General features: G+C 55.7%; 20 protein-coding genes. 17 read left to right on the top strand and 3 right to left on the bottom strand.

Annotated elements, in window-relative coordinates; all coding sequences use genetic code 11:
* Window positions 1-54 precede the first annotated feature (54 nt).
* Genes lepB through pdxJ form a run of 6 tightly spaced genes read left to right on the top strand, consistent with a single transcriptional unit; the run spans window position 55 to window position 4,331 of the window.
* Window positions 55-834, top strand: coding sequence for a signal peptidase I (gene lepB / locus ABA45_RS12525; protein ID WP_048386597.1), 780 nt, complete (start codon window positions 55-57; stop codon window positions 832-834).
* A 26-nt stretch (window positions 835-860) separates the two neighbouring features.
* Complete coding sequence (locus tag ABA45_RS12520) at window positions 861-1,247, top strand: DUF4845 domain-containing protein (RefSeq protein ID WP_048386595.1); 387 nt, start codon at window positions 861-863, stop codon at window positions 1,245-1,247.
* Complete coding sequence (rnc, locus tag ABA45_RS12515) at window positions 1,244-1,933, top strand: ribonuclease III (RefSeq protein ID WP_048386593.1); 690 nt, start codon at window positions 1,244-1,246, stop codon at window positions 1,931-1,933. The genes ABA45_RS12520 and rnc overlap by 4 nt, the downstream gene beginning before the upstream one ends.
* Window positions 1,933-2,850 (top strand): GTPase Era, encoded by a 918-nt coding sequence (gene era, locus ABA45_RS12510; protein WP_014871936.1) that lies wholly within the window; start codon window positions 1,933-1,935, stop codon window positions 2,848-2,850. Before rnc ends, era begins: the two co-directional genes overlap by 1 nt.
* 30 nt (window positions 2,851-2,880) lie before the next feature.
* Window positions 2,881-3,600: a DNA repair protein RecO gene (gene recO, locus ABA45_RS12505; protein ID WP_048386591.1), complete on the top strand. Its 720-nt coding sequence runs from the start codon at window positions 2,881-2,883 to the stop codon at window positions 3,598-3,600.
* Window positions 3,597-4,331: a pyridoxine 5'-phosphate synthase gene (gene pdxJ, locus ABA45_RS12500; protein ID WP_048386588.1), complete on the top strand. Its 735-nt coding sequence runs from the start codon at window positions 3,597-3,599 to the stop codon at window positions 4,329-4,331. The genes recO and pdxJ overlap by 4 nt, the downstream gene beginning before the upstream one ends.
* Window positions 4,332-4,344: 13 nt before the next feature.
* Here pdxJ and ABA45_RS12495 read toward each other — a convergent pair whose 3' ends face one another.
* The gene (locus ABA45_RS12495) at window positions 4,345-7,224 is read right to left on the bottom strand and encodes an ATP-binding protein (RefSeq protein ID WP_048389045.1); all 2,880 of its coding nucleotides are present in this window, start codon (window positions 7,222-7,224) and stop codon (window positions 4,345-4,347) included.
* A gap of 240 nt (window positions 7,225-7,464) precedes the next feature.
* Here ABA45_RS12495 and cysM point away from each other — a divergent pair, with 240 nt between their 5' ends.
* The 6 genes from cysM (at window position 7,465) to ABA45_RS12465 (ending at window position 17,026) form a co-directional block, all read left to right on the top strand.
* Window positions 7,465-8,358, top strand: a complete 894-nt coding sequence (gene cysM, locus ABA45_RS12490) for a cysteine synthase CysM (protein ID WP_048386586.1) — start codon at window positions 7,465-7,467, stop codon at window positions 8,356-8,358.
* 25 nt (window positions 8,359-8,383) lie between these two features.
* Window positions 8,384-9,730, top strand: coding sequence for a 23S rRNA (uracil(1939)-C(5))-methyltransferase RlmD (rlmD, locus tag ABA45_RS12485; RefSeq protein ID WP_084708342.1), 1,347 nt, complete (start codon window positions 8,384-8,386; stop codon window positions 9,728-9,730).
* A gap of 33 nt (window positions 9,731-9,763) precedes the next feature.
* A complete protein-coding gene (gene relA / locus ABA45_RS12480; RefSeq protein WP_048386582.1) occupies window positions 9,764-11,995 on the top strand; it encodes a GTP diphosphokinase in 2,232 nt (743 codons plus the stop codon).
* Window positions 11,995-12,843, top strand: a complete 849-nt coding sequence (gene mazG, locus ABA45_RS12475) for a nucleoside triphosphate pyrophosphohydrolase (RefSeq protein ID WP_048386579.1) — start codon at window positions 11,995-11,997, stop codon at window positions 12,841-12,843. Before relA ends, mazG begins: the two co-directional genes overlap by 1 nt.
* 95 nt (window positions 12,844-12,938) lie before the next feature.
* Window positions 12,939-15,608 (top strand): phosphoenolpyruvate carboxylase, encoded by a 2,670-nt coding sequence (gene ppc, locus ABA45_RS12470; protein ID WP_084708341.1) that lies wholly within the window; start codon window positions 12,939-12,941, stop codon window positions 15,606-15,608.
* A 53-nt stretch (window positions 15,609-15,661) separates the two neighbouring features.
* Window positions 15,662-17,026, top strand: coding sequence for an HDOD domain-containing protein (locus ABA45_RS12465; protein ID WP_048386575.1), 1,365 nt, complete (start codon window positions 15,662-15,664; stop codon window positions 17,024-17,026).
* A gap of 36 nt (window positions 17,027-17,062) precedes the next feature.
* On the opposite strand, the gene ABA45_RS18925 is transcribed toward ABA45_RS12465, so the two are convergent.
* Complete coding sequence (locus tag ABA45_RS18925) at window positions 17,063-17,281, bottom strand: hypothetical protein (protein WP_157035551.1); 219 nt, start codon at window positions 17,279-17,281, stop codon at window positions 17,063-17,065.
* Window positions 17,282-17,320: 39 nt separating this feature from the next.
* Between ABA45_RS18925 and adk the strand changes: the two genes are divergently transcribed.
* The 3 genes from adk to ABA45_RS12450 are packed head-to-tail and all read left to right on the top strand — an operon-like array spanning window position 17,321 to window position 19,540.
* On the top strand, window positions 17,321-17,974 hold the full coding sequence (gene adk / locus ABA45_RS12460; RefSeq protein ID WP_048386574.1) for an adenylate kinase: 654 nt from the start codon (window positions 17,321-17,323) through the stop codon (window positions 17,972-17,974).
* Window positions 17,975-17,978: 4 nt separating this feature from the next.
* On the top strand, window positions 17,979-18,737 hold the full coding sequence (tsaB, locus tag ABA45_RS12455) for a tRNA (adenosine(37)-N6)-threonylcarbamoyltransferase complex dimerization subunit type 1 TsaB (RefSeq protein WP_048386572.1): 759 nt from the start codon (window positions 17,979-17,981) through the stop codon (window positions 18,735-18,737).
* Window positions 18,737-19,540, top strand: coding sequence for a class I SAM-dependent methyltransferase (locus tag ABA45_RS12450; RefSeq protein ID WP_048386570.1), 804 nt, complete (start codon window positions 18,737-18,739; stop codon window positions 19,538-19,540). The genes tsaB and ABA45_RS12450 overlap by 1 nt, the downstream gene beginning before the upstream one ends.
* Before the next feature lie 10 nt (window positions 19,541-19,550).
* On the opposite strand, the gene plsB is transcribed toward ABA45_RS12450, so the two are convergent.
* A complete protein-coding gene (plsB, locus tag ABA45_RS12445; protein WP_048386568.1) occupies window positions 19,551-22,025 on the bottom strand; it encodes a glycerol-3-phosphate 1-O-acyltransferase PlsB in 2,475 nt (824 codons plus the stop codon).
* 199 nt (window positions 22,026-22,224) lie between these two features.
* On the opposite strand from plsB, the gene nudC reads away from it, so the two are divergent.
* Window positions 22,225-23,094: an NAD(+) diphosphatase gene (nudC, locus tag ABA45_RS12440; protein WP_048386567.1), complete on the top strand. Its 870-nt coding sequence runs from the start codon at window positions 22,225-22,227 to the stop codon at window positions 23,092-23,094.
* Window positions 23,091-23,930 (top strand): glutamate racemase, encoded by an 840-nt coding sequence (murI, locus tag ABA45_RS12435; protein WP_048386565.1) that lies wholly within the window; start codon window positions 23,091-23,093, stop codon window positions 23,928-23,930. Before nudC ends, murI begins: the two co-directional genes overlap by 4 nt.
* Window positions 23,931-23,959: the final 29 nt, after the last annotated feature.

Genomic DNA, 23,959 nt, shown 5'->3' with positions numbered 1-23,959 from the left:
GGCGTCTGATAAACGGGCACCTGATAAACAGGCATCTTATAAGTAGGCATCTGAATGGATATCGATTTTCCGCTGATTTTGGTCATCCTGACCTTTGCAACGGGTTTGGTCTGGCTCGCCGACAAACTATTTTTACGCCCGCGCCGCGCCGTTAAAGCCAGTGCCGTAGCCCCGGAGAAAGACTCTGCCATAACAGAGCCTTATCTCGTCGAACTGAGCCGTTCGTTTTTTCCGGTATTGGCCATTGTGTTGGTTCTGCGTTCGTTTCTGGTAGAGCCATTCCAGATTCCCTCCGGCTCTATGTTGCCTACCCTGGAGGTGGGCGATTTCATTTTGGTTAACAAGTTTGCTTATGGCCTTCGGCTGCCGGTTCTGGGCTCAAAAGTGGTCAGCATCGACGATCCAGGCCGCGGTGATGTCATGGTATTTCGCTACCCTGAAGACCGTAAAACCAACTACATAAAACGAGTGGTTGGGTTGCCCGGTGACCAGATTCGCTACCGTGATAAAACTTTGTTCATAAACGGTGAAAAAGTGGAATCGCGATTTGTGGCGCGTCTGCCGCCCAATGAATACAGGCGCGAGCAGCTAGGTGGGGTGGAACATGATATCTTTCTGACCAAGGGCCGCCTGGGTACCGGCGGTGAAGGCGAATGGCAAGTACCCGAAGGCTACTATTTTGTAATGGGTGACAACCGTGACAACAGTAATGACAGCCGCTACTGGGGCACGGTTCCAGACGACCTTGTTGTCGGCAAGGCCTTTGCTATCTGGATGCACTGGGAATCGCTGGCCAGCTTGCCATCGTTTCGTCGGGTGGGGGGCATAGAATAATGGGCAACCTAATGAGGATGCAGGGGATGACCAACAATGGGTCAAATATAAACACGCAGCGCGGCGCATCCGGTTTGGTCATGCTGGTCATGGTTCTGTTTTTTGGCAGCCTGCTGACCCTGTTGCTGAAACTTGGACCAGCGTACGCAGATGATTACACCATTCAGGAAGCACTCGAAGGCTTGGACGGTACCAAAGGATTGTCAGCAATGGGGCCGGCCGAAGTGCGTTCACTGATTAATAAGCGCTTGAGTGTGAACAACGTTCGCACCCTTAGCGCCGAGAGTATTACCGTTGACAAAGACGGTGACCGGGTGCTGATTGCGGTGGACTATGAAGTGCGCTCGCCGGTCATTAGTAACATAGATGCCGTGATGCACTTCAAGCACGTTTATGACATGAGTGGCCAATGAGCGTTCAGCCCGACCTTGAGCCCTTACAGCGCCGTATCGGTTATCAGTTCAAATCCCAGGAACGTTTGCTGCTGGCTCTGACCCACCGCAGTTTTGGTAATCAGAACAATGAACGCCTTGAGTTTCTGGGTGACTCCATTGTAAACATGGTGATTGCCGAGCATTTGTTCAAACGCTTCCCCAAAGCCCGTGAAGGGCAGCTAAGCCGTTTGCGGGCGCGCATGGTCAAGGGCGTAACTCTGGCGGAAATTGGGCGGGAGTTTGATTTAGGCTCTTATCTACGTTTGGGTTCAGGTGAGCTCAAAAGCGGCGGCTATCGCCGTGAATCTATACTGGCGGATGCGGTAGAGGCCGTCATCGGCGCTATCTATCTGGACAGTGATTTTGTTACCTGTCAAGCTCAAATATTACGTTGGTTTGATTTGCGCCTGCAGAATCTGGACTTGCAGGATACTCAGAAAGATCCGAAAACCCGCCTGCAGGAATATCTTCAGTCGCGCCAGTTTCCGCTGCCGATTTATGACGTTCAGGCGGTTGACGGTGAAGCCCACAATCAGACATTTCACATATCCTGCGCGCTGTCCTCATTAGGGCGCAAAACCACAGGTAGCGGCAACAGTCGCCGCATAGCCGAACAGCAAGCCGCCCGTAATGCCCTGAAAGAACTGGGTGTGGAGAACGACTGATGACGGATACAACCCGCCCGCAAGACCCCGACAGCCGTTGTGGCTTTGTGGCTATCGTAGGGCGCCCCAATGTGGGCAAGTCTACCCTGATGAATCACATACTGGGCCAGAAGCTCAGTATTACCTCGCGCAAGCCGCAAACCACCCGTCACCAGGTTTTGGGTATAAAAACCATTGGCCCGGTGCAGGCTGTGTATGTCGATACACCGGGTATGCATGAAGAAGAACCACGGGCGATAAACCGATACATGAACAAGGCTGCTACCTCGGCCTTGAAAGGTGTCGACGTGGTGGTATTTGTGCTTGACCAGCTGGCCTGGACCACCGCCGATGAACTAGTGTTGGAGAAACTTTCTAGCTTGAAATGCCCGGTGATTCTGGCGATCAACAAGGTCGACAAGATTGAAAAGCGGGAAACCCTGCTGCCACATTTGGACATGCTGTCGCGCAAGCGCGATTTCGCCGAAATGATTCCCGTCTCGGCGCTGCGCCAGACGAATCTGCTACCGCTTGAAGAGTGTGTGGGCCGCTTCCTGCCGCAGAGTGTGCACTTTTACCCGGACGACCAGATTACCGACCGCAGCGAGCGCTTTATGGCCTCGGAAATGGTGCGTGAAAAAATCACCCGCCAGCTAGGTGCAGAGTTGCCATATTCGGTGGCGGTGGAAATTGAAGAGTTCAAACATGATGGTAAAACCTTGCACGTGTCGGCCGTGATACTGGTGGAGCGTGAAGGTCAGAAGAAAATCATCATTGGGGACAAGGGCGACCGCCTGCGCAGCATTGGCCAGGATGCCCGGATCGATATGGAACGCATGTTCGACAACAAAGTTATGCTGCGGCTTTGGGTGAAGGTCAAACGCGGCTGGGCCGACAGCGAACGGGCTTTAAAAAGCCTTGGCATGAACGACTTCTGAGTCTGCCATGAGGGCTAAGGTGCTTGTTGTATGAGGGGCAAGGTCATTCAGGAACCGGGCTATGTGATTCATCGCCGGCCTTGGCGTGAAACCAGCTTGCAGGTAGATGTTTTTACCTTGAATTATGGCCGTGTTGATTTGATTGCTCGCGGCGCCAGCACCAGCAAAGGTCCGCTTAAAGCCCAGTTGCAACCTTTCCAGCCGCTATTACTGGATTGGGTCGGTCGCGGGGACCTGAAAACCCTAACTCAAGCAGACGTTCGCCAAGCGCCGGTTCTAGGGCAATCGCAAGCATTGTTCAGCGGTTTTTATCTGAATGAATTGCTTCAGCGTATTCTGCCCGCAGCGGACCCTTATCCGTTGTTATTTGCTGCTTATCTTGATGCCATGGCTGAGCTGGCTGCTGCTGCTGAACTGGAACCCGTGCTGCGGCGTTTCGAACGCAGTCTGGCGCTGGCCCTGGGGTACGATTTTGCCTGGGACTTGGCCACCGATAGCGGTGCGCAGGTCCAATCGGGAAGGTTTTACGGATATCATCCGCAGCAGGGCATTATTGAGCGCCCGGGTGCCGATGTGCGGGTAAAAAAACTTTGCGGCGATGCGCTACTTGCGCTTGCGGCCAATGATTACAGTAACATTGAAGCGCGCCGCAGCGCCAAGCGGGTGATGCGTGCGCTGGTAGACTATTTATTACAGGGGCGACCGTTGCACAGCCGCCAACTTTTTATCCAGCCAAGGGCAGTAAAATGAACTCCAGAGTATTGCTTGGTGTGAATATTGATCACGTGGCCACGTTGCGTCAGGTCCGCGGCACCCGGTATCCCGATCCGGTTCAGGCGGCATTGCTGGCGGAAGAAGCCGGCGCCGACGGCATAACCATTCACCCGCGGGAAGATCGCCGTCACATTCAAGACCGTGACGTGCTGCTGTTACGCGATACCTTGCAGACCAAAATGAACCTTGAAATGGCGGTTACCGACGCCATGCTGGATTTTGCCGAACAAATCCGCCCGGCCTGTGTGTGCCTGGTGCCCGAAAAGCGCGAAGAATTGACCACCGAGGGTGGTTTGGACGTTGATGGCCAGGAAAGCCGCATCGCCAGAGCCTGCGAACGCCTTGCGGCCATAGGTGCGGAAGTATCCCTGTTTATCGACCCGAATAAAACTCAGATTGATGCCGCCGTGCGCTGTGGCGCGCCGGTGATTGAATTGCACACCGGCGAGTACGCCGATGCCAGCGGTGCATCTGCGGACGCGGCTTTCAAAGTATTGGTGGAAGCGGTCACCTACGCTCGCAAGAAGGGTTTGATAGTTAACGCAGGTCACGGTCTGAATTATCACAACACCGAGCGGGTAGCAGCGATTGCAGGGATAAATGAGTTGAATATCGGCCACGCTATTATCGCCCGAGCGGTCTTCACTGGTTTGAAAGAAGCAGTGCGGGACATGAAAACACTGATTGATCACGCTTGCCAGCGTTAGGAGTGCGTCGGCTTTAAAAATGCAAATGGCTGCTGTGTTGTCTGAAAAGTAACTGCCAATGGGTGTTGTCGCCCCAGTCCAAAAGCCGCTTTAATGCTTTTAACAGCTGATCGGTCAGGGTATCAATATCGCTGTCAGCCGTTTTCAACGCGGTCTCCAGTTGATTGGCAGCGGCTCGAACTTCCGGTACGCCGCAGTAGCGGGCGCCACCGTGTAGTTTGTGCACGCACTCCAGCAGTTCCAGTCTGTTGCCACCGCGCCAATGATGCTCAATGGTCTCAACGGTGGGTGTTATCTGTTCCAGCAGCATGCTGAACAATTCTTCGGCCAGGTCTGGTTTGCCGGCTGCCAAACGCAGGCTTTCCTCAATACTGATGATTTCCCTAGTCATGCTTCGACTCGACGGTCGCAGTGCTCTGCGACTATCGCGCATTTCGTTAGCTCGACCGCCGTCTTCGGCGTCGTCGTAACATATCAATCCTGTGTGCTGCTGAACGGCGTCCAGCAGTTGGCGGCTGCTGACCGGCTTGGTCATGTAGCCGTCGAATCCCTGTCGAGCCAATCGGCCTCGCTCGTCACTCATAGCGTGCGCGGTCAGTGCAATAATGGCGGCACGCTGGCAGCCGGCGGTTTCCAGCTGCCTTAGCCTTTGGGTGGTAGCCACGCCGTCCATACCTGGCATCTGCAGGTCCATAAATACCAAATCGAATTGACGGCAGCGGGCCTTTGTCAATGCTTCAAAGCCACTTGCGGCGCCTACCGTGTTTACGCCCGCATCCTGTAGCAGGGTCAGTACCAGTTTAAGGTTGGCTTTATTGTCGTCTACTGCCAGAACCCAGGGGTTGAGGCTTTCTCTGTCGGGTTCCGGCTGTGGTGTTGCCAGACCGTAACCGCGATCAGCCGTGTGGTCGTTAGCGTTGATGCCGTGCACCAGTAACGTCAGTTCATTGTAGAGCTCCGCGCGCAAGACGGGTTTGGTTAGGTGGCTGCTAACATTGGCTACCAGGGGTGTGTCGTGGCTCTCCATGGTTGGCGTGAGCAACAGAGTGCGACAATCGCGGTCAACCTCAATACTGTGTACCAGACTGCGATATCGGTTGGAATTGAGTAGATGGCGATTAATACCAATCAGCGCGACGGCAAAGCCGGTCTGTTCTTGTTGCGTCTGTTCGATGCGCTCTTGCATGGCGCCAGGAGAGCTAACCCGCTCTACGGTAACGCCCCAGTTCCGCAACAGGTGCTCCATCGCCAGGCCAGTAGTTTTTTGTTGCTCCAGGTAAATTATGCGTTCACCGCGCAGGCCGTTACGGGGGCTGTCGCTATCGTTTTGGCTGGCCCGCGTGCTGGTCAGGGTGAACCAGAATGTAGAGCCTTTTCCCAGCTCGCTTTCCAGGCCGATCTTGCCGCCCATTTCTTCTGTCAGGCGTTTGGATATAGCCAGCCCGAGCCCGGTACCACCATATTGCCGTGCGGTTGATGCGTCGGCCTGGCTAAACGCATCGAACAATGATCGCTGTTGTGCACGTGACAGTCCCATACCTGTATCCGCTACGCTGATACGCAGGGTAACGGAGCCATTACTGGCGTCCTCTTCTTCTAGGCTGGCACGCAGGACGACTTCGCCGGTGTGGGTAAACTTGATGGCGTTGTTGAGCAAATTGGTAATAATCTGTTTCAACCTTAATGGGTCGCCCATCAGGTTGTTGGGCACATCGTTGTAAACCAGAGTCACCAGGTCCAGGTTTTTGTCGTGCGCTGTCGGCGCAAGCATCACCATGACTTCTTCCACAATGTCCCGCAGCTGGAACGGTACTCGGTCAAACGTTAGCTTGCCGGCTTCGATTTTGGAAAAGTCGAGAATGTCGTTGATGATGCTCAGCAGAACTTCCGATGACTTGCGAATGGTGTTCAGGTGATCTCTTTGCTGGCGGGCCAGAGAGCCTTTTAACAGCAGTTCGGTGAATCCGATGATACCGTTGAGTGGAGTCCGGATTTCGTGGGACATATTGGCCAGAAATTCCGATTTTATGCGGCTCGCTTCGAGCGCTTCCTTACGCGCAAAATCCAGTTCAATATTTTGGACTTCAATAGTTTCCAGCGTTCCCCTCAGGTCTTCGGTGGCCTGGTCCACATTTTGCTGCATGTCAGCCTGGGCCATGCTCAAGGCAGCTGCCATGGCGTTCAGGCCAGACTCAAGCTGTTCAAACTCGGGTCCAGCTTGAGTACAAACCCGGGTTTCCAATTTGCCTTCTTTAAGCTCGGCAACGGCTTTATTAAGCTTATAAACAGGACTGGTGAAAGCCCGGCTCAGGCGCAGCGACACCAGCATGCTGAACACCACACCGGAAAGGACTAACAGCAGGGAAATCAGCAACGCTTTGTAGGTTTCTTTTTCGGTGCGGATATGGGACATTTCCACCGCTACCCAGCCTAGAGTTTGTTGGGCACTGGGCACCTCAGCCTTGCCGCTGAGCAAATTCTCTATCATCAGGCCCTGCAGGGTAACCGACGTAATGAAAAGAGTGCTCTGCGGGTACGGCAGCTGCTGCGCGACCTGATCCTGCAGTTGCTCGCCGATATCGTGTTTATGGGTGTCGGGGCCGGTGTGCAAAATACGTTCGCCGGCGCTGTCGAAAAAGCTGATGGAGCGTACATCTTGCTCTTGCAGCAACGCGTTGGAAAGGCTGGCTAATAAGTGCTGGTTGGCCGTAAACAGGCCGTATTCTGAGCCCGCCGCGAGTTGCCGCGACAAGGCTTCGCCGCGGTCCCGAAGCAGGCTTTCAATCTGGTCAACCCAACTTGAACTGAAAAACAGGCCCAGTAATAAAGTGGTAGCCAGTGTGGGTCCCAGTGTGGCCATCAGTACCTTGTTGCGAATGCCCCAGTGACGAATACTCCGGTTGGCAAAACCCCAGCGCCCCATAAACAATCCCTGAAAATGGCATTTTGCCCGCTGACTACGGGCATAAGTCTGTTGGTTCGGTATTTGCGCCCGACGGGTGTTGTTGCCGGCAGCAGGTAACCTAATTCGTAGCGATAGCGCCAGGCTCTTGCGATAGCAATAAGCTGTATTGGGCTGGAGTCGCTATAAAGCGTATGATTTAACACTAAAAGTGTACCACAGGGACTCATTATGTACTTTCCAACCATTGAAGATTATGTTGGTAAAACCCCCCTGGTTCGCCTGCAGCGCCTGCCAGGCGATACCAGTAATGTCATCCTTGCCAAACTGGAAGGTAATAATCCGGCTGGATCGGTCAAAGATCGACCCGCGATCAGCATGATCCAACAAGCCGAAATCCGCGGCGACATCAAGCCCGGTGATACTCTGATTGAAGCTACCAGCGGTAATACCGGTATTGCCTTGGCTATGGCGGCGGCGATAAAGGGTTACCGCATGGTGTTGATTATGCCCTCCAATATGAGCGAAGAGAGGCGCGCGTCCATGCGCGCTTATGGCGCTGAAATTATTGCTGTGAGCAAGGAAGACGGTATGGAAGGCGCCCGCGATCTGGCCGAACGCATGCAGGCCGGCGGCAAAGGCAAGGTTTTGGATCAGTTTGCCAATGCTGACAACCCACTGGCGCACTACCGCACCACCGGCCCTGAAATCTGGCAGCAGACCAATGGCCGGGTAACCCACTTCGTGGCCTCGATGGGCACCACGGGTACGATTATGGGCGTGTCCCGTTATTTGAAGGAACGCAACCCTGACGTCCGCATTGTTGGTCTACAACCCAGTGATGGCGCGGCCATACCGGGTATTCGGCGTTGGCCAGAAGCCTACATGCCTAAAATTTTTGATGCCAAGGCGGTTGATCAGGTAATGGATATTGGTCAGGTCGAGGCAGAAACCATGATGCGTGCGCTGGCCGAAAAAGAAGGTATTTTTTGCGGCGTATCGTCTGGCGGTTCCATCGCTGCGGCGCTGCGACTTTCCCAAACGCTTGAAAACGCCGTCATCGTGGGCATTATCTGTGACCGTGGTGACCGCTACCTGTCTACCGGCGTATTTCCTGGCGCTTGAGTCTGATTAAAAAAGAGAAGAATTGATGAGTAGAAGACGCAGAAAAGTGTTGCCCCAGGAGCCTGTGCGCTGCGAGGTCGAAAAGCTCGGCCATGATGGCCGTGGTATTGCCCGTAACGAGGGTAAGGTCCAATTTGTCAGTGGCGCGCTGCCAGGCGAAACAGTGTTGGCGAAGATGGTTGGCAGTCGCAGCAAATTTGACGAATTGCGTACCCTTGAGGTACTCAACGCGGCTCCCGACCGCCAGGTTCCGCCCTGCGACTTTGCCGCCGTGTGCGGTGGCTGCAGCCTGCAGCACATGAGTGCAGAAGCGCAGATTGCGTTCAAGGAAAACACTCTGAAAGAGCACTTTACCCATTTTGGTGGTACCGAGCCCGAACAGTGGGTTAAACCACTGCGCGCTGACACCTTGGGTTACCGCCGCAAAGCGCGGCTGGGTGTGCGTTTCGTAACAGCACGTGACTCAGTGCTGGTTGGCTTCCGCGAAAAGAGTAGTAATTTCCTGACGGATATTGACCGCTGCCTGGTGCTGGACCCACGTATTGGTGAACGCATTATGCCGCTGCGCGAATTGCTGCACGGCATGGATGCTTTTGACCGCATTCCCCAGGTAGAGGTTGCCTGCGGTGATGATGTGGCCGTGATGGTGTTCCGTAATATGGAGGACTTGAGCGACGGTGACCGCAGCAAGCTGATTGTGTTTGGTCAAAACCACGATCTGCACATCTATTTGCAACCTAAAGGCCCGGACACGGTTCACCGTATTTGGCCGAAATCTGCCGGTCGCCAGGATGAACGTTTAAGTTACAGCTTGCCGGAATTTGATTTGACCCTGGCGTTTCACCCAATGGATTTCACCCAGGTGAATGCCAGCATCAACCAGGTAATGGTTAAGCGCGCCATCGACTGGCTGGATGTGCAGCCCGGTGAGCGAGTCTTGGATCTTTTTTGCGGCTTGGGTAATTTTACCCTGCCGCTGGCTCGCAGTGGTGGCCAGGTGGTCGGTGTTGAAGGCGACGACGCCATGGTTGAGCGCGGCCGCGAGAACGCCGCGCTGAACGGCCTGGATAATGTGACTTTTTTTGGTGCCGACTTGCACGGCGATTTTACTGGCCAGAGCTGGGCCAAAGAGGGTTTCGACAAAATCCTGATTGACCCGCCGCGCTCCGGCGCCGAAGACATTTGCCAGTACTTAACCGCCTTTAACGCTAGCCGTATTGTGTATGTGTCTTGCAACCCGGCCACCTTGGCGCGAGATGCGGGCGTTATGGTGCGTAACGGCTACCGCTTGGTGCAAGCGGGTGTCATGGATATGTTCCCGCATACTACTCATGTGGAATCCATCGCGCTTTTTGAACGTGATTCTGGTTAAACGCGATTCCGGCTAATCTGGAAAAGAGTCGACATGGTAAAAGTTCGCGAAGATTACGCCGTAACCGGCAGCGGTGAAGTAGACATTGCTCACTGCGTGCGCCAGCTGGCTGAGCAGACCCGACTTGAGGATGACAGTCTGCTGCGCCAAGCTTGCGAAAGATCCGCGGCGATAGACCTTCAGGCCTATCGGGAAGACCGACAATGGACCCCTGGCGCCAGCAGTTTCCGTACCGGCATTGAAATGGCTCGAGTGCTGGCAGAACTGCACCTGGATCAGGCCAGTCTGACGGCTGCTGTGCTGTATCGCGCTGTACGCGAAGAACGGGTAACGCTGGAAGCTGTGCGTAAAGAGTTTGGCGACGAAGTGGCTGGCCTGATCAAAGGCGTGCTGCAAATGGCGGCGATTTCGTCTATCCATCACCCCCTGAAAGGCAACGTTTTGGGCCAGAGCGAAGGTCAGCTCGACAACGTGCGTAAAATGCTTGTGACCATGGTTGACGACGTGCGGGTTGCGCTGATCAAACTCGCTGAACGCACCTGCGCCATTCGCGAAGTGAAAGACGCACTGCCGGAAAAGCGCATGCGGGTTGCGCGGGAAGTATTTGATATATACGCCCCGTTGGCGCACCGGCTGGGCATTGGCTACATCAAATGGGAGCTGGAAGACCTGTCTTTCCGCTACCTGCACGAAACCGCTTACAAGAAGATTGCCAATCTGTTGGATGAAAAGCGCCTGAATCGGGAAAGCTACATCAAACGGGCCGTGGCTGCGCTGGAGTCAGAGCTGGGCAGCACCGGCATCAAAGGCGATGTGTCGGGCCGCGTTAAACACATCTATAGCATCTGGCGCAAAATGCGCAGAAAAAGCATTGATTTCAGCCAGGTGTACGACGTGCGCGCGGTGCGTATTCTGGTGCCGGAGGTGCGCGACTGTTACGCCGTGTTGGGCATAGTCCACAGCCTTTGGCGCCATATTCCTAACGAATTTGACGACTACATCGCTAACGCTAAAGAAAATGGTTACCAGTCTCTGCACACCGCGGTCATCGGCCCGGAAGGCAAGGTGATGGAAGTGCAGATTCGCACCCATGACATGCACGAAGAAGCCGAACTGGGTGTTTGCGCCCATTGGCTTTATAAAGGTACTGACACAAAAAACAAATCCACCGGTTACGATGCCAAAATAAACTGGCTGCGCCAGGTGCTGGAGTGGCAAGAGGAGCTGGGCGATCAGTCCGGCTTGGCGGAGCACCTGAAATCCGAGGTGACATCAGATCGGGTTTACGTGTTTACGCCTGAGGGTCACGTGGTTGATCTGCCTCAGGGTTCCACCGCCGTAGACTTTGCTTACCGGGTACATACAGAAGTTGGTCACGCTTGCCGAGGCGCGCGCATCAACGGGCGTATTGTGCCCTTGATCTACCCGCTGAAAACTGGCGACCAGGTGTTCATACTGACGTCTAAAAGTGCGACGCCCAGCCGCGACTGGCTCAACCCCAACCTGGGTTACATTCGGAGTTCGCGCTCCCGCGCCAAGGTCATTAGTTGGTTTAAACAGCAAGACCGCGGTCGCAATATCAGTGATGGCCGCACCATTCTTGACGACGAATTCAAGCGTTTGTCATTGCACGACTGCAATCTGGAACTGCTCGCCAAGAAAGTGAACTACCACAGCGCTGAAGACATGTGTGCAGCCATTGGCGCGGGCGACCTGCGCCCGGCCCAAGTGGCCAATTTGGCCCAGCAAATGCTGGAGCCAAAACATGAACAGCCCGAACTGAAGCTGCGCAAGCAAAGCAAAGCCTACGATACCGAATCTGACATTCGCATTGTGGGTGTGGGGCAGCTGAAAACCCAGGTGGCTAAATGCTGTAAGCCCCTACCGGGGGATGATATTGGCGGCTACATCACCGTTGGCCGTGGTGTGACCGTCCACCAGCAGGACTGCAACACCTATATGGGTCTGGTGGAAACAGAGCCACACCGCATTATCGAGGTCAGCTGGGGCGGGCGCCAAGCCTCGGTATACCCGGTGGATATCAGCGTTGACGCTTATGACCGTTCGGGCCTTTTGCGCGATATCACCCAAGTGCTGTCGGCATCACGCTGCGATGTGCTGGCGTTACACACCCAGAGCAATCGTGACGACAACACGGCCAACCTGACGGTCACTGTAGAAATCTCCGACTTGGAACAACTGGCCAAACTGCTGTCCCAGATTCGCAACCTACCCAACGTCATTGAGGCTAAGAGAAAACGCTGATGAGCTATTCGCTGGACGACTTGAAAACCCTGATGGTTCGCCTACGCGATCCAGACACCGGTTGCCCTTGGGATGCCCGCCAGACGTTTGCGTCCATCGTGCCCCACACCTTGGAAGAAGCCTACGAAGTGGCTGACGCCATCGAACGCGAGGATTATCCCAACCTGGAAGACGAGCTGGGTGACCTGCTGTTTCAGGTCATTTTTTACAGCCAGATCGGGCAGGAATCGCAGCATTTCGATTTTGACTCGGTGGTGGACAATCTGGTGTGTAAACTGATCCGTCGCCACCCCCATGTGTTCCCTGAAGGCACGCTGGTGAGCCGGATTGACCCACACAATCGTCCAGACGAAGACTGGATCAAACAGAGCTGGGAACGCATCAAGGCAGAAGAACGGTCGCTAAAGCCTGCGCCTTATAGCGCCGAACCTACGGGGCGTCTGGACGCTATTGCCCGGACTCTACCGGCCATGGCGCGGGCTGAAAAGCTGCAAAATCGGGCTGCTCGCCACGGCTTTGACTGGCCCGATATTGCCCCAGTGTTCGACAAACTGCACGAAGAGATTGATGAGCTGAAAGAAGCCTGGCAGGCCGCCTATGACGGCAGCGGCGAACGCGACGCCCTGGAAGACGAGCTGGGTGATGTGATGTTCGTGTGCGTGAATCTGGCGCGCTTTATGAAGGTGAACCCGGAGCAGGCTTTGAAACGCACCAATCATAAATTTGAAGCGCGTTTTCGCGCTATCGAAGCCGAGCTTTTGGCTCAGGGCCGTGATATAGACAGCGAAACCCTAGAGGCGCTGGACGCCATCTGGCAGTCAGTGAAAGGTGTAGAGCGTCAGCGCTGACACGGTCAAGCCGCATAGACTTCGGCAGTGGTTCCTTAGTATCTTAATGAGGAACAAGTCTGATACTGCCCTAAATAGGACAAAAGGATGCCAATGTGACTGAATTACATCCGGATTTGCGGGAAAACGTGAGGATGCTGGGAGAGCTGTTAGGTCAGAGTATACGCCAGCATCCCGGGCAGCAGTGCTTTGACACAATTGAACAAGTGCGAGCTGCTGCCAAAGCAGACCGGCTCCAGGAAAGTGGCTCGGGCCAACGCCTGGTGAATTTGTTGGGCCAACTGGGCGACGATGAAATCCTGCCGGTGACTCGGGCTTTTAACCAATTTCTGAACCTGGCCAACCTGGCCGAGCAATATCATGGCATCCGTCGCAATCGCGGTCACAGCGCTGATCTGATGGTGGAATCATTCTCCGAAGTGTTTCAGCGTCTGTTAGCTGGCGGCATAAGCGCTGACGAACTGCACCGTCAGGTGGTCAATTTGCGGGTGGAGTTTGTGCTGACAGCTCACCCAACAGAAGTGACCCGCCGCACACTGATTATGAAGTACGACGACATGTCCGACTGCCTGGAGCAGCTGGACCACCAGGATCTGATGCCCAGCGAGCGCGACGGAATCGTGCGCCGTTTGACCCGGCTGATTGCCGAGGCCTGGCACACCGATGAAATTCGTTACGATCGCCCCACTGCGGTAGACGAAGCCAAATGGGGCTTTGCGGTGATCGAAAACAGCCTGTGGACAGCGTTACCAAGATTCCTCGAAAGTCTGGATACTGCTCTGGTGGAAGCCACCGGTAAAGGCCTGCCGCTGCAAGCCACTCCGGTGCGGGTAGCGTCCTGGATGGGCGGTGACCGTGACGGCAACCCTAACGTCACCCACCAGGTTACGCGCAAGGTGTTTTTGCTGGGCCGCTGGATGGCTGCAGATCTGTATATGAAAGACATCACAGCGCTGCGCGCCGAACTGTCTATGTGGCAGGCCAGCGATGAGCTGCGGGCAAGGGTAGGCGATACCCGTGAGCCTTATCGCCAAATTCTGGGCGAGCTACGCGACCAGCTTAGCCGCACCCGTGACTGGGCGGAAGCCAGTATTAGTGGTGCTGACGCCGACAGCAACGGCATATTGTTCGCCAACAGTGAGTTCACTGAACCCTTGGAGCTGTGCTACCGCTCACTGGTTGAATGTGGTCTTGAGTACATTGCCAATGGACCGCTGCTGGACACTATTCGCCGCGCCCATACCTTTGGTTTGCCGCTGAGCCGTCTCGATATTCGTCAGGAAGCGGCCCGCCACGCTGAGGCTGTGGCCGAAATTGTGGGTTATCTGGGGCTTGGGGACTATCAAGCCTGGTCAGAAGTAGAACGTCAGGCGTTTCTGGTGCGCGAGCTTAAAGGCCGTCGCCCGCTGATTCCGCGTAACTGGCAGCCCAGTGAAGCAGTGCAGGAAGTGTTGGCTACCTGCAAGGTAGTGGCCGAGCAAACGCCGCAGGCGTTGGGCTCTTATGTGATTTCCATGGCCAGTAAGCCGTCCGATGTGCTGAGCGTTATTCTGCTGCTGCGCGAGGCGGGCATGCAGTATCCAATGGCGGTTGTACCGCTATTTGAAACATTGAATGACCTGAGTGGCGCGCCGCAAAGCATGACCGAGCTTTATCAGATTGACTGGTATCGCGAATACTGTGACGGCAAGCAGGAAGTCATGATCGGCTATTCCGATTCGTCAAAAGATGCTGGCCAGATGATGGCTGCATGGGCCCAGTACCAAGCCCAGGAAGCGCTGACAAAAGTGGCTGCAGAATACGATATGCGCTTGACCTTGTTCCACGGCCGTGGCGGTACGGTTGGTCGTGGAGGCGGCCCGGCTAACCGGGCGATCCTTTCGCAGCCGCCGGGATCGGTCAACGGCAGCTTTCGCATTACCGAGCAGGGCGAGATGATTCGCTTCAAATTCGGCATGCCGGATCTTGCCGTGCAAAGTCTGACGCTTTACACCACTGCGGTCATCGAGGCCACACTGGCGCCGCCGCCCCAGCCCAAAGACGGTTGGCGAGAAACCATGAACTGGTTGACTGAGCGCTCGTTAAAGGCTTATCGCGACGTGGTGCGGGACGACCCGCAATTTGTGCTTTATTTCCGACAGGTTACCCCGGAGCAGGCGCTGGGCAAGCTGGCCTTGGGCAGTCGCCCGGCGCGGCGCAAAGCCGGTGGTGGCGTTGAAAGCCTAAGAGCCATACCCTGGATATTTGCCTGGACTCAAATGCGGCTGATGCTGCCGGCTTGGCTGGGCAGCGACGTCGCTCTGGAAGCCGCCGCCGAAGATCAGCGTATAGACCAGTTGCGGGAAATGATGGCGGGTTGGCCGTTCTTCCGCACCTACATCGATATGCTGGAGATGGTTTTGGCAAAGGCCGACCTGCGCATCGCCAGCTATTACGAGCAGACCTTGGTGGACGACCCGGCGTTGCGGGCCCTGGGTGAAAATCTGCGCCAGCGCTTGAGCCGCTGCATTCATCGGGTGCTGGAATTGAAACAACAAGACCACCTGCTGGCAGACGAGCCAGTATTTGCTCATTCTATGAATGTGCGTAATCCGTATACCGATCCATTGCATTATCTGCAGGCAGAACTGCTGCGGCGTGAGCGCCAAAGTGAGGGCAAAGGCGGCGATGATGGCGACCGTAACGGGAAAGTGCCGGAATTGGTTGAGAGGGCTCTAAAGGTCACCATGGCAGGGATCTCAGCGGGTATGCGCAACACCGGTTAAGATGTCGAAAATACCTCCGCCATTTTTGTAACGCACATCGCTGGAGTTGAATTTTGCAATCTGCAACGCGAATTGAACTGTTTCTGGCTCGCAAGGCAATTGCGTTCCAGACGCAGGGCTTGCTGTCGGCGGCCACCTTGGAAGCGGCCGTCAGTGCCGCCGGTCAGTCGCTGTCGATGGTCATTACTGGCACGGTGCTGATTGACAGCAAGGGTGCACTAATGATCACCCACCGCCTGAATGGCGAGGTAGATCTAGCCGCGGTATACCGGCTGACGGGGCGTCAGATGCAGGTGCTGACTGAACGCCAGGTTGTCCGTCTGTTTGACGACTGCGATTCGGGTTTTCTGCCGCCGCTGGGGGCAGCTTACGATTTGCCTATGCTAGCAGACAGCCAGATGGACGACTTGCCCCAGGCGATCTTCACCAGTGGCTCCAATGGCCGGCTTTTGGTGCTAGAGGGGCGCGGCCTGCGTTTGGCTTTGGCTGGAGCCCGCAAAGGGCCGCTGGTTAAAGAGTTGGCGCTTGATGTCAGCACAAACCAGCTAACGCTGGATCAGATTGCTGCCAGGCTGCAAAAGCTGTATCGACTGCCGCCGATGCCGGCTTTGGCTTTTCGGATCCTGGAACTGACGGCCAAACCAGAGGCGACTGCAAAACAGTTGGCCGAAGTGATTGAGCTAGATCCAAGCATGACTGCGCAACTGCTGCGTTACGCCCGCTCGGCGCTGTTCGGCTATCGCGGCCAGATCAATTCGGTGCAGGATGCGGTTGCACGCGTGTTGGGATTTGAGCGGGTCGCCCATGTGGCTATGGGTATTGCCGCAGTAAAATCTTTTGATGTGCCCCGTGAGGGGCCGCTAGGGGTTGACCAATTTTGGCGCCATTCCTTGTATTGCGCTTTTCTGAGCGCCAGCCTGGCCCGTCGCTGCGGCGCCGAATCCGGTATGGCCTATATGTGTGGGCTTTTGCATAATTTTGGGCTGCTTCTTATCGGGCATTTGTTTCCGGCAGAGTACGCTCGCCTCAGCGAGTTGCGTGACGCCGAACCAGACGCCAGTATGCAACAATTGGAGCAGGAGATATTCGGCGGAGCTGATCAAGCCATGATGGCTGTGGGCCACGGCACCATTGGTGGTGTTCTGCATCGGCTGTGGAATTTGCCGGGACCGGTCATAAAGGCGGCAGCCATGCACCAGTGCGGCGAATACAGCGGCGAGCATCAACTTTATGTGAATGCAGTGATACTGGCAAACGCCCTTCTTAAAGACATCGGTATTGGTGATGAATTTGTCCCCGACGATACCGTCGCTCTGGCCGCTAAGCTGGGCTTGGAACAGAGCGATCTGGACCAGGCCCGGCGGGAAATTGCCGATGTGGCCGATGATCTCGACGCGGTGGCGGCGGCGCTAAGTTAACAGCGCGGACCACGGTTGACTGTTCCTGACTCATCTTTATTTTTCTTTATCGCTTTTCTTCCCATCTATCAACGCTCTTCTCATGACGACAGGGCCAAGGCGGATTTTATTTCGGTATTCCACTGTATACAAACGGGCATGATACTGAGGTCGGCTTTCGCTTGCCGGCTCGACTTCGTATAATGCGCCACCCTCAACCCTTAACTTGGGTAAAAAAAGTCGAGAGGCTGCGGCAAAAGCACCTGTTTTTGCCATAGCTTTTTCAAATTATTCATCATTTCAGGAGCATAAACTATGCGCATCATCATGTTGGGCGCCCCGGGCGCTGGGAAGGGTACACAAGCTCAGTTCATGACAGAGAGGTTTGATATTCCTCAGATCTCAACTGGCGACATGTTGCGCGCCGCGGTTAAGGCCGAGTCGGATCTGGGAAGTAAGGTCAAGGAAGTAATGGCCTCGGGTGGTTTGGTGTCAGACGACATCATCATTGCTTTGATTGACGAGCGTATCCAGAAAGCAGATTGCAAAAACGGCTTTCTGCTCGACGGTTTTCCGCGCACCATTCCTCAGGCTGAAGCGCTGAAAAACCAGGGCATCGCTATCGATTACGTGGTTGAGATCACCGTGGCCGATGAGGAAATTGTCAGCCGCCTGTCAGGCCGGCGCGTGCACGAAAGCAGTGGCCGCATCTATCACGTCAAATACGATGCACCAAAAGTGGAAGACAAAGACAACGAAACCGGCGAAGCGTTGATTCAGCGTGAGGACGATAGTGAAGAAACTGTGCGCAAACGCCTGGGTATTTATCATCAGCAAACGGCTCCACTTATCGGTTACTACCGGGATTGGGTTGCCAAAGATGCGAACGGCGCGCCACGTTATGTTCAAGTTGAAGGCGTTGGCAGTCTGGACGATATTCGCGCCCAGATCAGCGCCAAGCTGACGTAAGTCAATGAAATTACTGGCACTAGACACTTCGGGCGCAGGCTGTTCGGCGGCTCTTTGGCTGGGCAGTGCAGAGGAGGGTTTAGCCCATGAGCGTTTTGAAATTGCGCCACGGGGCCATACTCGCTTGCTGATGCCTATGGTTCGAAGCCTGCTGAAGGAACACGGGCTGCAGCCTGCTGACCTTGATGCAGTCGCTTTCGCCTGCGGGCCGGGTTCGTTTACCGGGTTGCGTATTGCCACCGGCGTAGTGCAAGGCCTGGCATGGGGCCTGAATATACCGGCAATACCGGTGTCATCATTGGCGGCCGTTGCTTTGGATGCTCTGACCCAGGCAAATGCGGCTCAAGGCCAGCGCGTGGCGGTGGCCTTTGACGCACGTATGGGCGAAGTTTACTGGGGCTGTTATCAGTTGCTTGATGGCGCACCGGTATTGCTTGGAAAAGAGCGGGTTTGCGCACCAGTCGCGCTGGCAATGCCCGCAGCAGAAAGCTCTGCCGGCGACGTTGGAGGTGCTCATGCCAGGGCTGATAACGCCGATTGGCTTGGTGCGGGTTCCGGTTGGGCGTTGAGCGAACAGATGCCTGTGGCTGTGACCTCTGCGCTGACGGCCTTGCCCAGTGTTGATTTGGTGCCAAGAGCTGCGTGCGTTGCCCGCCTGGCTGCTAAACAGTTTGCCCTGGGTGCCGGTGTTTCGGCAGAGCAGGCCCAGCCTGTGTACCTGCGCGACGAAGTAACCTGGCAAAAACTGCCTGGCCGCGAATAATGCAGGATTCTCTGGCCGTAGCCTGTTCTGCTCTAGGCGACAAGCATCTTGCAATGGAGTTGGCAACGGAGCTAGGTGTATCTATGGTGGCCACCACAGATCCACGCCGCGTGACGAGTGTTCCCTTGCTGCTGACCCTTAATGAGCAGGGGCTGGCCCTGCAGTTAACGGGGAAGGGCGCGCCGGGCCCCGTCCGAGCCGAATTCGTTAGCGGCAAAATAGGCTTTCGTCGCGAACACGGCGGTGGCACCGGGCAACTGGTGGCGCGGGCGGTGGGTTTGCATAAAACCCGCACCCCTTTGCACGTGCTGGATGCCACTGCAGGCCTGGGCCAAGACGCTTTTATTCTGGCAGGCCTAGGCTGCAGGTTGACTCTGTTTGAACGTCACCCCGTTATTCACGCCCTGCTGCAAGACGGTTTGGCCCGCGCGGCACTCAACGTTGAGTGCGCGCCGGTAGTTGCGCGCATGGACCTGCGTGGCGGCAGTAGTCTGGATTTTTTAAGGCAGGCCGAATCCGGCGAGCCGGAACATGCGTTGGCGGATGTCATTTATCTGGACCCAATGTTTCCCCACCAAGACAAAACCGCTCTGGTAAAAAAGGAAATGCAGGTGTTCCGCCACCTCGTCGGGCAAGATGAAGACACGCCACAGTTGCTTAAGCTAGCGCTAAACGCCGCGCGCTACCGTGTGGTGGTCAAACGCCCGCGCAAAGCGCCGGCTATAGATGGCGCCACACCCACCACCCGGGTAGAAGGCAAGAGCAGTCGTTACGATATTTACAGTTTACGAGCTCTACCCTGAATCTCTGCTTTTAAATCCCCATGCGGGTAACGTTTTCAATGGCCTGCTGTTTTTCTACGCTGAGCACCAGTCGCGCATCTTTGGCGACTTTGTCCAGACTGTCGTCGTAATAAATGACCCCGTGTTCGTCAGTGCTAATGACGTCGTTGCTCTGCAATGCGGCAATAAAGTGGCGAAACAGGTTTTTGTCAAAAAACTCTGGGGCATTCAGACCAAACAGAATGGACATACGCTCAGCTAGAAGAGTGCTTTGCTCCTCCAGTGCCTCTGTGGTGATTTTACCTGAGCCGTAGCGGCGTAATATACCCACCACAATGTGATAGCGCTCTAGCGTCTGGATGATAAACCGCGACAGTAAGCGGAGCCGCACCATGGCATCCGTGCCGTCAACCGGTCGTGCAATCCGCCCATCCTCTTGCATTAGCAACAGCCCTTGGGCGATCAGAACGTCCAGCCAGCGGTTTATGATATGGGTGACCTGCTCATCGCCTTGGTACTTCAGGAACAGCTCGCTCTGCAAATAGGGATAGGCGATGCTGGCCAGAAACACGATGTTTTTCCGCGCCAGTGAGTGGCGATTTTCGAACAGGCAGGCAATCAGTGAAGGCAGGGCAAACAGGTGCTGAATGTTGTTGCGATAATAGGTCATCAGAATCGCGTTACTGCCTTGCAGAACGATAATGTCCCCCAGCTTTTGCGGCTGACGGCCTACCAGTCCCATGGCTTCGGAATACGCCAGCCAGTCGCTGCCGCTGCCATCGGGCAGGGTAACCGTGTCGGCGTAAGGGCAAGCTCGCAGAAGGTCTGCGCACTGGTCCATCAAGCGAACCAGCTGGGTTTCACCCATGGCCGGGCGTTCGTTGCCCAGCAGCACGGTCGCGGTCATGCCAATGGGATTGACCGCGACCGCCGCATTGATGTTCTGCGCGACGCGCGCAGACAACACGCTGACGGCCTGGTTTAGCCAGGGCGGCTGGTAATCGGTGCCATAGGATAGTTCGCGCCAGTCGCTCTGAGTGTGGTCCAGCACCTCGGCCAAGGGGATGGCATCGCCGAAATTAAGGGCAACCCGGCCGAAGGAATTATTGAGTTTGCGTACGGTTTTGGCGAGGCCAAAAACGCTCTCTTTCTGTTTTTTCTTGCCCCTTAGCTCGCCCAAATACGAACGGCCTTCCATCACTTTTTCATAGCCTACGTAAACGGGTACAAACACAATAGGCTTCTGGTGATTGCGCAAAAAGCTGCGCACCGTCATCGCCAGCATACCGAGCCGTGGCTGCAGCATGCGGCCGGTGCGACTGCGCCCGCCCTCCACGAAGTATTCCAGGGAGTAGCCGCGGGTCAGCATAACGTGCATGTATTCGTTGAACACGGTGGCGTACAGCGGGTTGTCGCGGAAGCTGCGGCGCATAAAAAAAGCGCCACCGCGGCGCAGTATGGAGCCTACCAGCGGCATGTTCAGGTTGATACCCGCCGCTATGTGCGGTGGTACCAGACCGTTCTGGTAAAGCACATATGACAGCAACAGGTAGTCAATGTGAGAGCGGTGGCAGGGTACGTAGATAACTGCGTTGTCTCGGGCTACATCTCTGACGACTTGAATATTATTCACTGAAACGCCGTTATAAATGCGATTCCACAGCCAGGTTAGTAATACGTCCATCACGCGGACGGTCGCTACCGACATGTTGGCGGCGATTTCGTCGGCGTATTTGTAGGCTTTAAGCTGCGCTTTGTCTTCGGCCATGTTTTTCTGCGCGGCTATGTCACGGACGGCCTGCTTCACGGCCTGTGTGCGCAATAGATCTTCGACCAGTGTGCGGCGGTGCGACAGGTCTGGTCCTAATACGGCTTGGCGAACCCGGCGAAAGTGAGTGCGCAGCAGCCGCGCTAGCTTGCGGCTGGCCAGTTCTTCGCTGTCGCGATATTCCTCCAACAGCGGCTGTAGGCGCAGCGCTTTGTCGAACTGTACGTAAGTGTTGCGGCCGTTCACCAGAATGATTAAAAACTTTTGCAAACGGCCAACCACCGACCAAGTGTCTGATAGCAAAAGTTTGAATAGCGACTTTTCTTTTTCCGGCGAGCGCCCCCAGAACAGTGATACCGGAACAATATGCCAATCTTGATCGGGGTTTCTGATAGCGTGCCGAACCACCGCCTTGAAGTTATCAGTAGCTACCAGTGTTTGGCGCCCGCCTCGAAGAAGCCTGCCCACGCGGTGGTACAGAAAAACAAACCAAGGCACGGCAGCAGACTTCGGCGTTTTCTTGCGGGCATCGTGGGGCAAACCTGCGCGCAGAACTTCTTGCTCTAACACCAGGCGACTGGACAGCGAGCTGTATTGCAATACGTAAAACACTGGCTGTTTCGGGTTCAGGCCAAGGGCCTCGGGTGTGGCACCGGTGACCTGGGTGCGCACCCAAAGAAACAGGATTTTCCGAAAAATGGCGAGAATCAGGCGGCGAATGCCCTGGAAAAATGCCATGGGGGGTGTTGCTCCGTTGAAATTCAGCTGTCGAGTTTACCGGCGCGACGCGCAGCGGCAAAGCGGCCCGTCATTCTGTGCTGACGGTGCGGGCGCTGTCTGTGCTTTGGCCGCAGGCGCTATGATACATTAAAGCCAACATTTTCAGGGCCGGCGCAAACAGCGTGCACCGGTGTTATATCAGAGTCGGGTTGTAATCATGTCTAAAAGAAACGTTCCACCCTATCAAAGCGGTCGCGAGCTCGAAGCAAATTGGGTTGCCGGTTGGTCACTACAGCCGTTGCAAGCGGGTGATTGGGTGTTGCGAGTAAGCGGCGATATCGTGCTGAAACCCGCCAACGGTTGGTTGCAGACGGTGGCCGCCGATGAGGTGGCTGTGCTGTCCGCCAGTGCGGTTTCGTTGGGTCAGTTTCAGAACCGGCCGCTGTTTGTGGTCAATCAGACAGACGGTGCCCTGGCAGGTTTGGAGCCCTTGTTGCTGCGCGACGTGATTTTGCACATCGATGACGCCCCGGTAGCGCTGGTTAGCATCGCGGTGCAGCTAGCGCATTGGTGGCGCGATCAACGGTTCTGCGGACGCTGTGGCGCGGCCACCGTCATTCACGCCCGCGCGCGCGCATGCTGGTGCCAAACGTGTGAAATACCCTGGTATCCGCGGGTTGCGCCCTGCGTGATTGTGGTTATTCGCCGCGGCGAGCGCATGCTGCTTGCGCGTTCGTCTCGCACGCGCAGGCCCATGTACAGCCTGATTGCGGGCTTTGTTGAGCCCGGCGAAAGCCTGGAGCAAGCGGTGGCCCGCGAGGTTGAGGAAGAGACTGGTTTGCAGGTGTCCAATATACGCTATCGGTTGTCACAGCCCTGGCCGTTTCCCCATCAGCTGATGGCTGGGTTTTTTGCTGACTATAAAAGTGGAGAACTGGTTTTGCAGCAGGATGAGTTGGCAGACGCAGGCTGGTTTGTGCCGGATCACACACCGCCAATACCGCCATTAACCACTATTTCCGGGCAGCTTATTCATGATATGGCTGAGGAAATTTTGCTGGACATCGCGGGCAGGGCGAATCGGTGAACGAAGCGTCGCTCCCCAGTGTGCTGGTGTTTGATTCGGGTGTAGGCGGGCTCAGCGTGGCTGCCAGCATTCGACGCCTGTGTCCGCAAGTGCCTCTGGTGTATCTGGCGGACAACGCAGGGTTTCCCTATGGCGACAAACCCGAGGCGGAGGTCACAAGGCGCACCTGCAACCTGGTAACCAGCGCTCTTTCGCAGTTTGATTGCCAGATTGTGGTTTTAGCCTGCAATACTGCCAGTACCGTGGCGTTGCCCGCGTTGCGCCAATGTGTATCAGAGGCGGTTGTGGGTGTTGTACCAGCCATCAAACCGGCAGCGGCGATCAGTGTTAATCGCCGTATCGGAATACTGGCGACGCCGGCCACTGTGGCAAGGCCGTATCTGGATCAGCTGATTGCGGATTACGCAGCTGACTGCCAAGTGTGTCGTATTGGTCACCGAAGCCTGGTGCATTGGGCGGAGGGGCTGGCGCGAGGCGAGTCCGTGCCGCAGTCTCGGCTGGTTGAGATTCTGGCTCCGTTTGAGTTTGCAGGGGTAGACACGGTGGTGCTGGGTTGCACGCATTATCCACTGCTGCTGCCTGCCTTGAAGCAGGCAGCGCCCGGCGTGCGGTTTTGGGTCGACAGTGGTGATGCCATTGCGCGCAGGGTAGAGCAGTTGCTCGCATCAAAGTCGGCGCAACCGCAGGCGCTCACGTCGCGGCTGCAGCCCGGCATATCGCCAAAGCCTTTGCAGCAGACGCTGTTCAGCGCGTCGGCGCCGCCCGGAATAGAACGTTTCATGACCGGTCTGGGCCTCGCTCCCGGTGCTATCGTTAGTTTTTGGGGCCATATTTAAAGTCGACGTAAGCTCGTAATTTGTCGTCT

It is taken from the genome of Marinobacter psychrophilus (assembly GCF_001043175.1).
Taxonomy (GTDB): Bacteria; Pseudomonadota; Gammaproteobacteria; order Pseudomonadales; family Oleiphilaceae; genus Marinobacter; species Marinobacter psychrophilus.
Note: the sequence above shows the minus strand (reverse complement) of the source record. Positions and strands in the feature narration are given on the sequence as shown.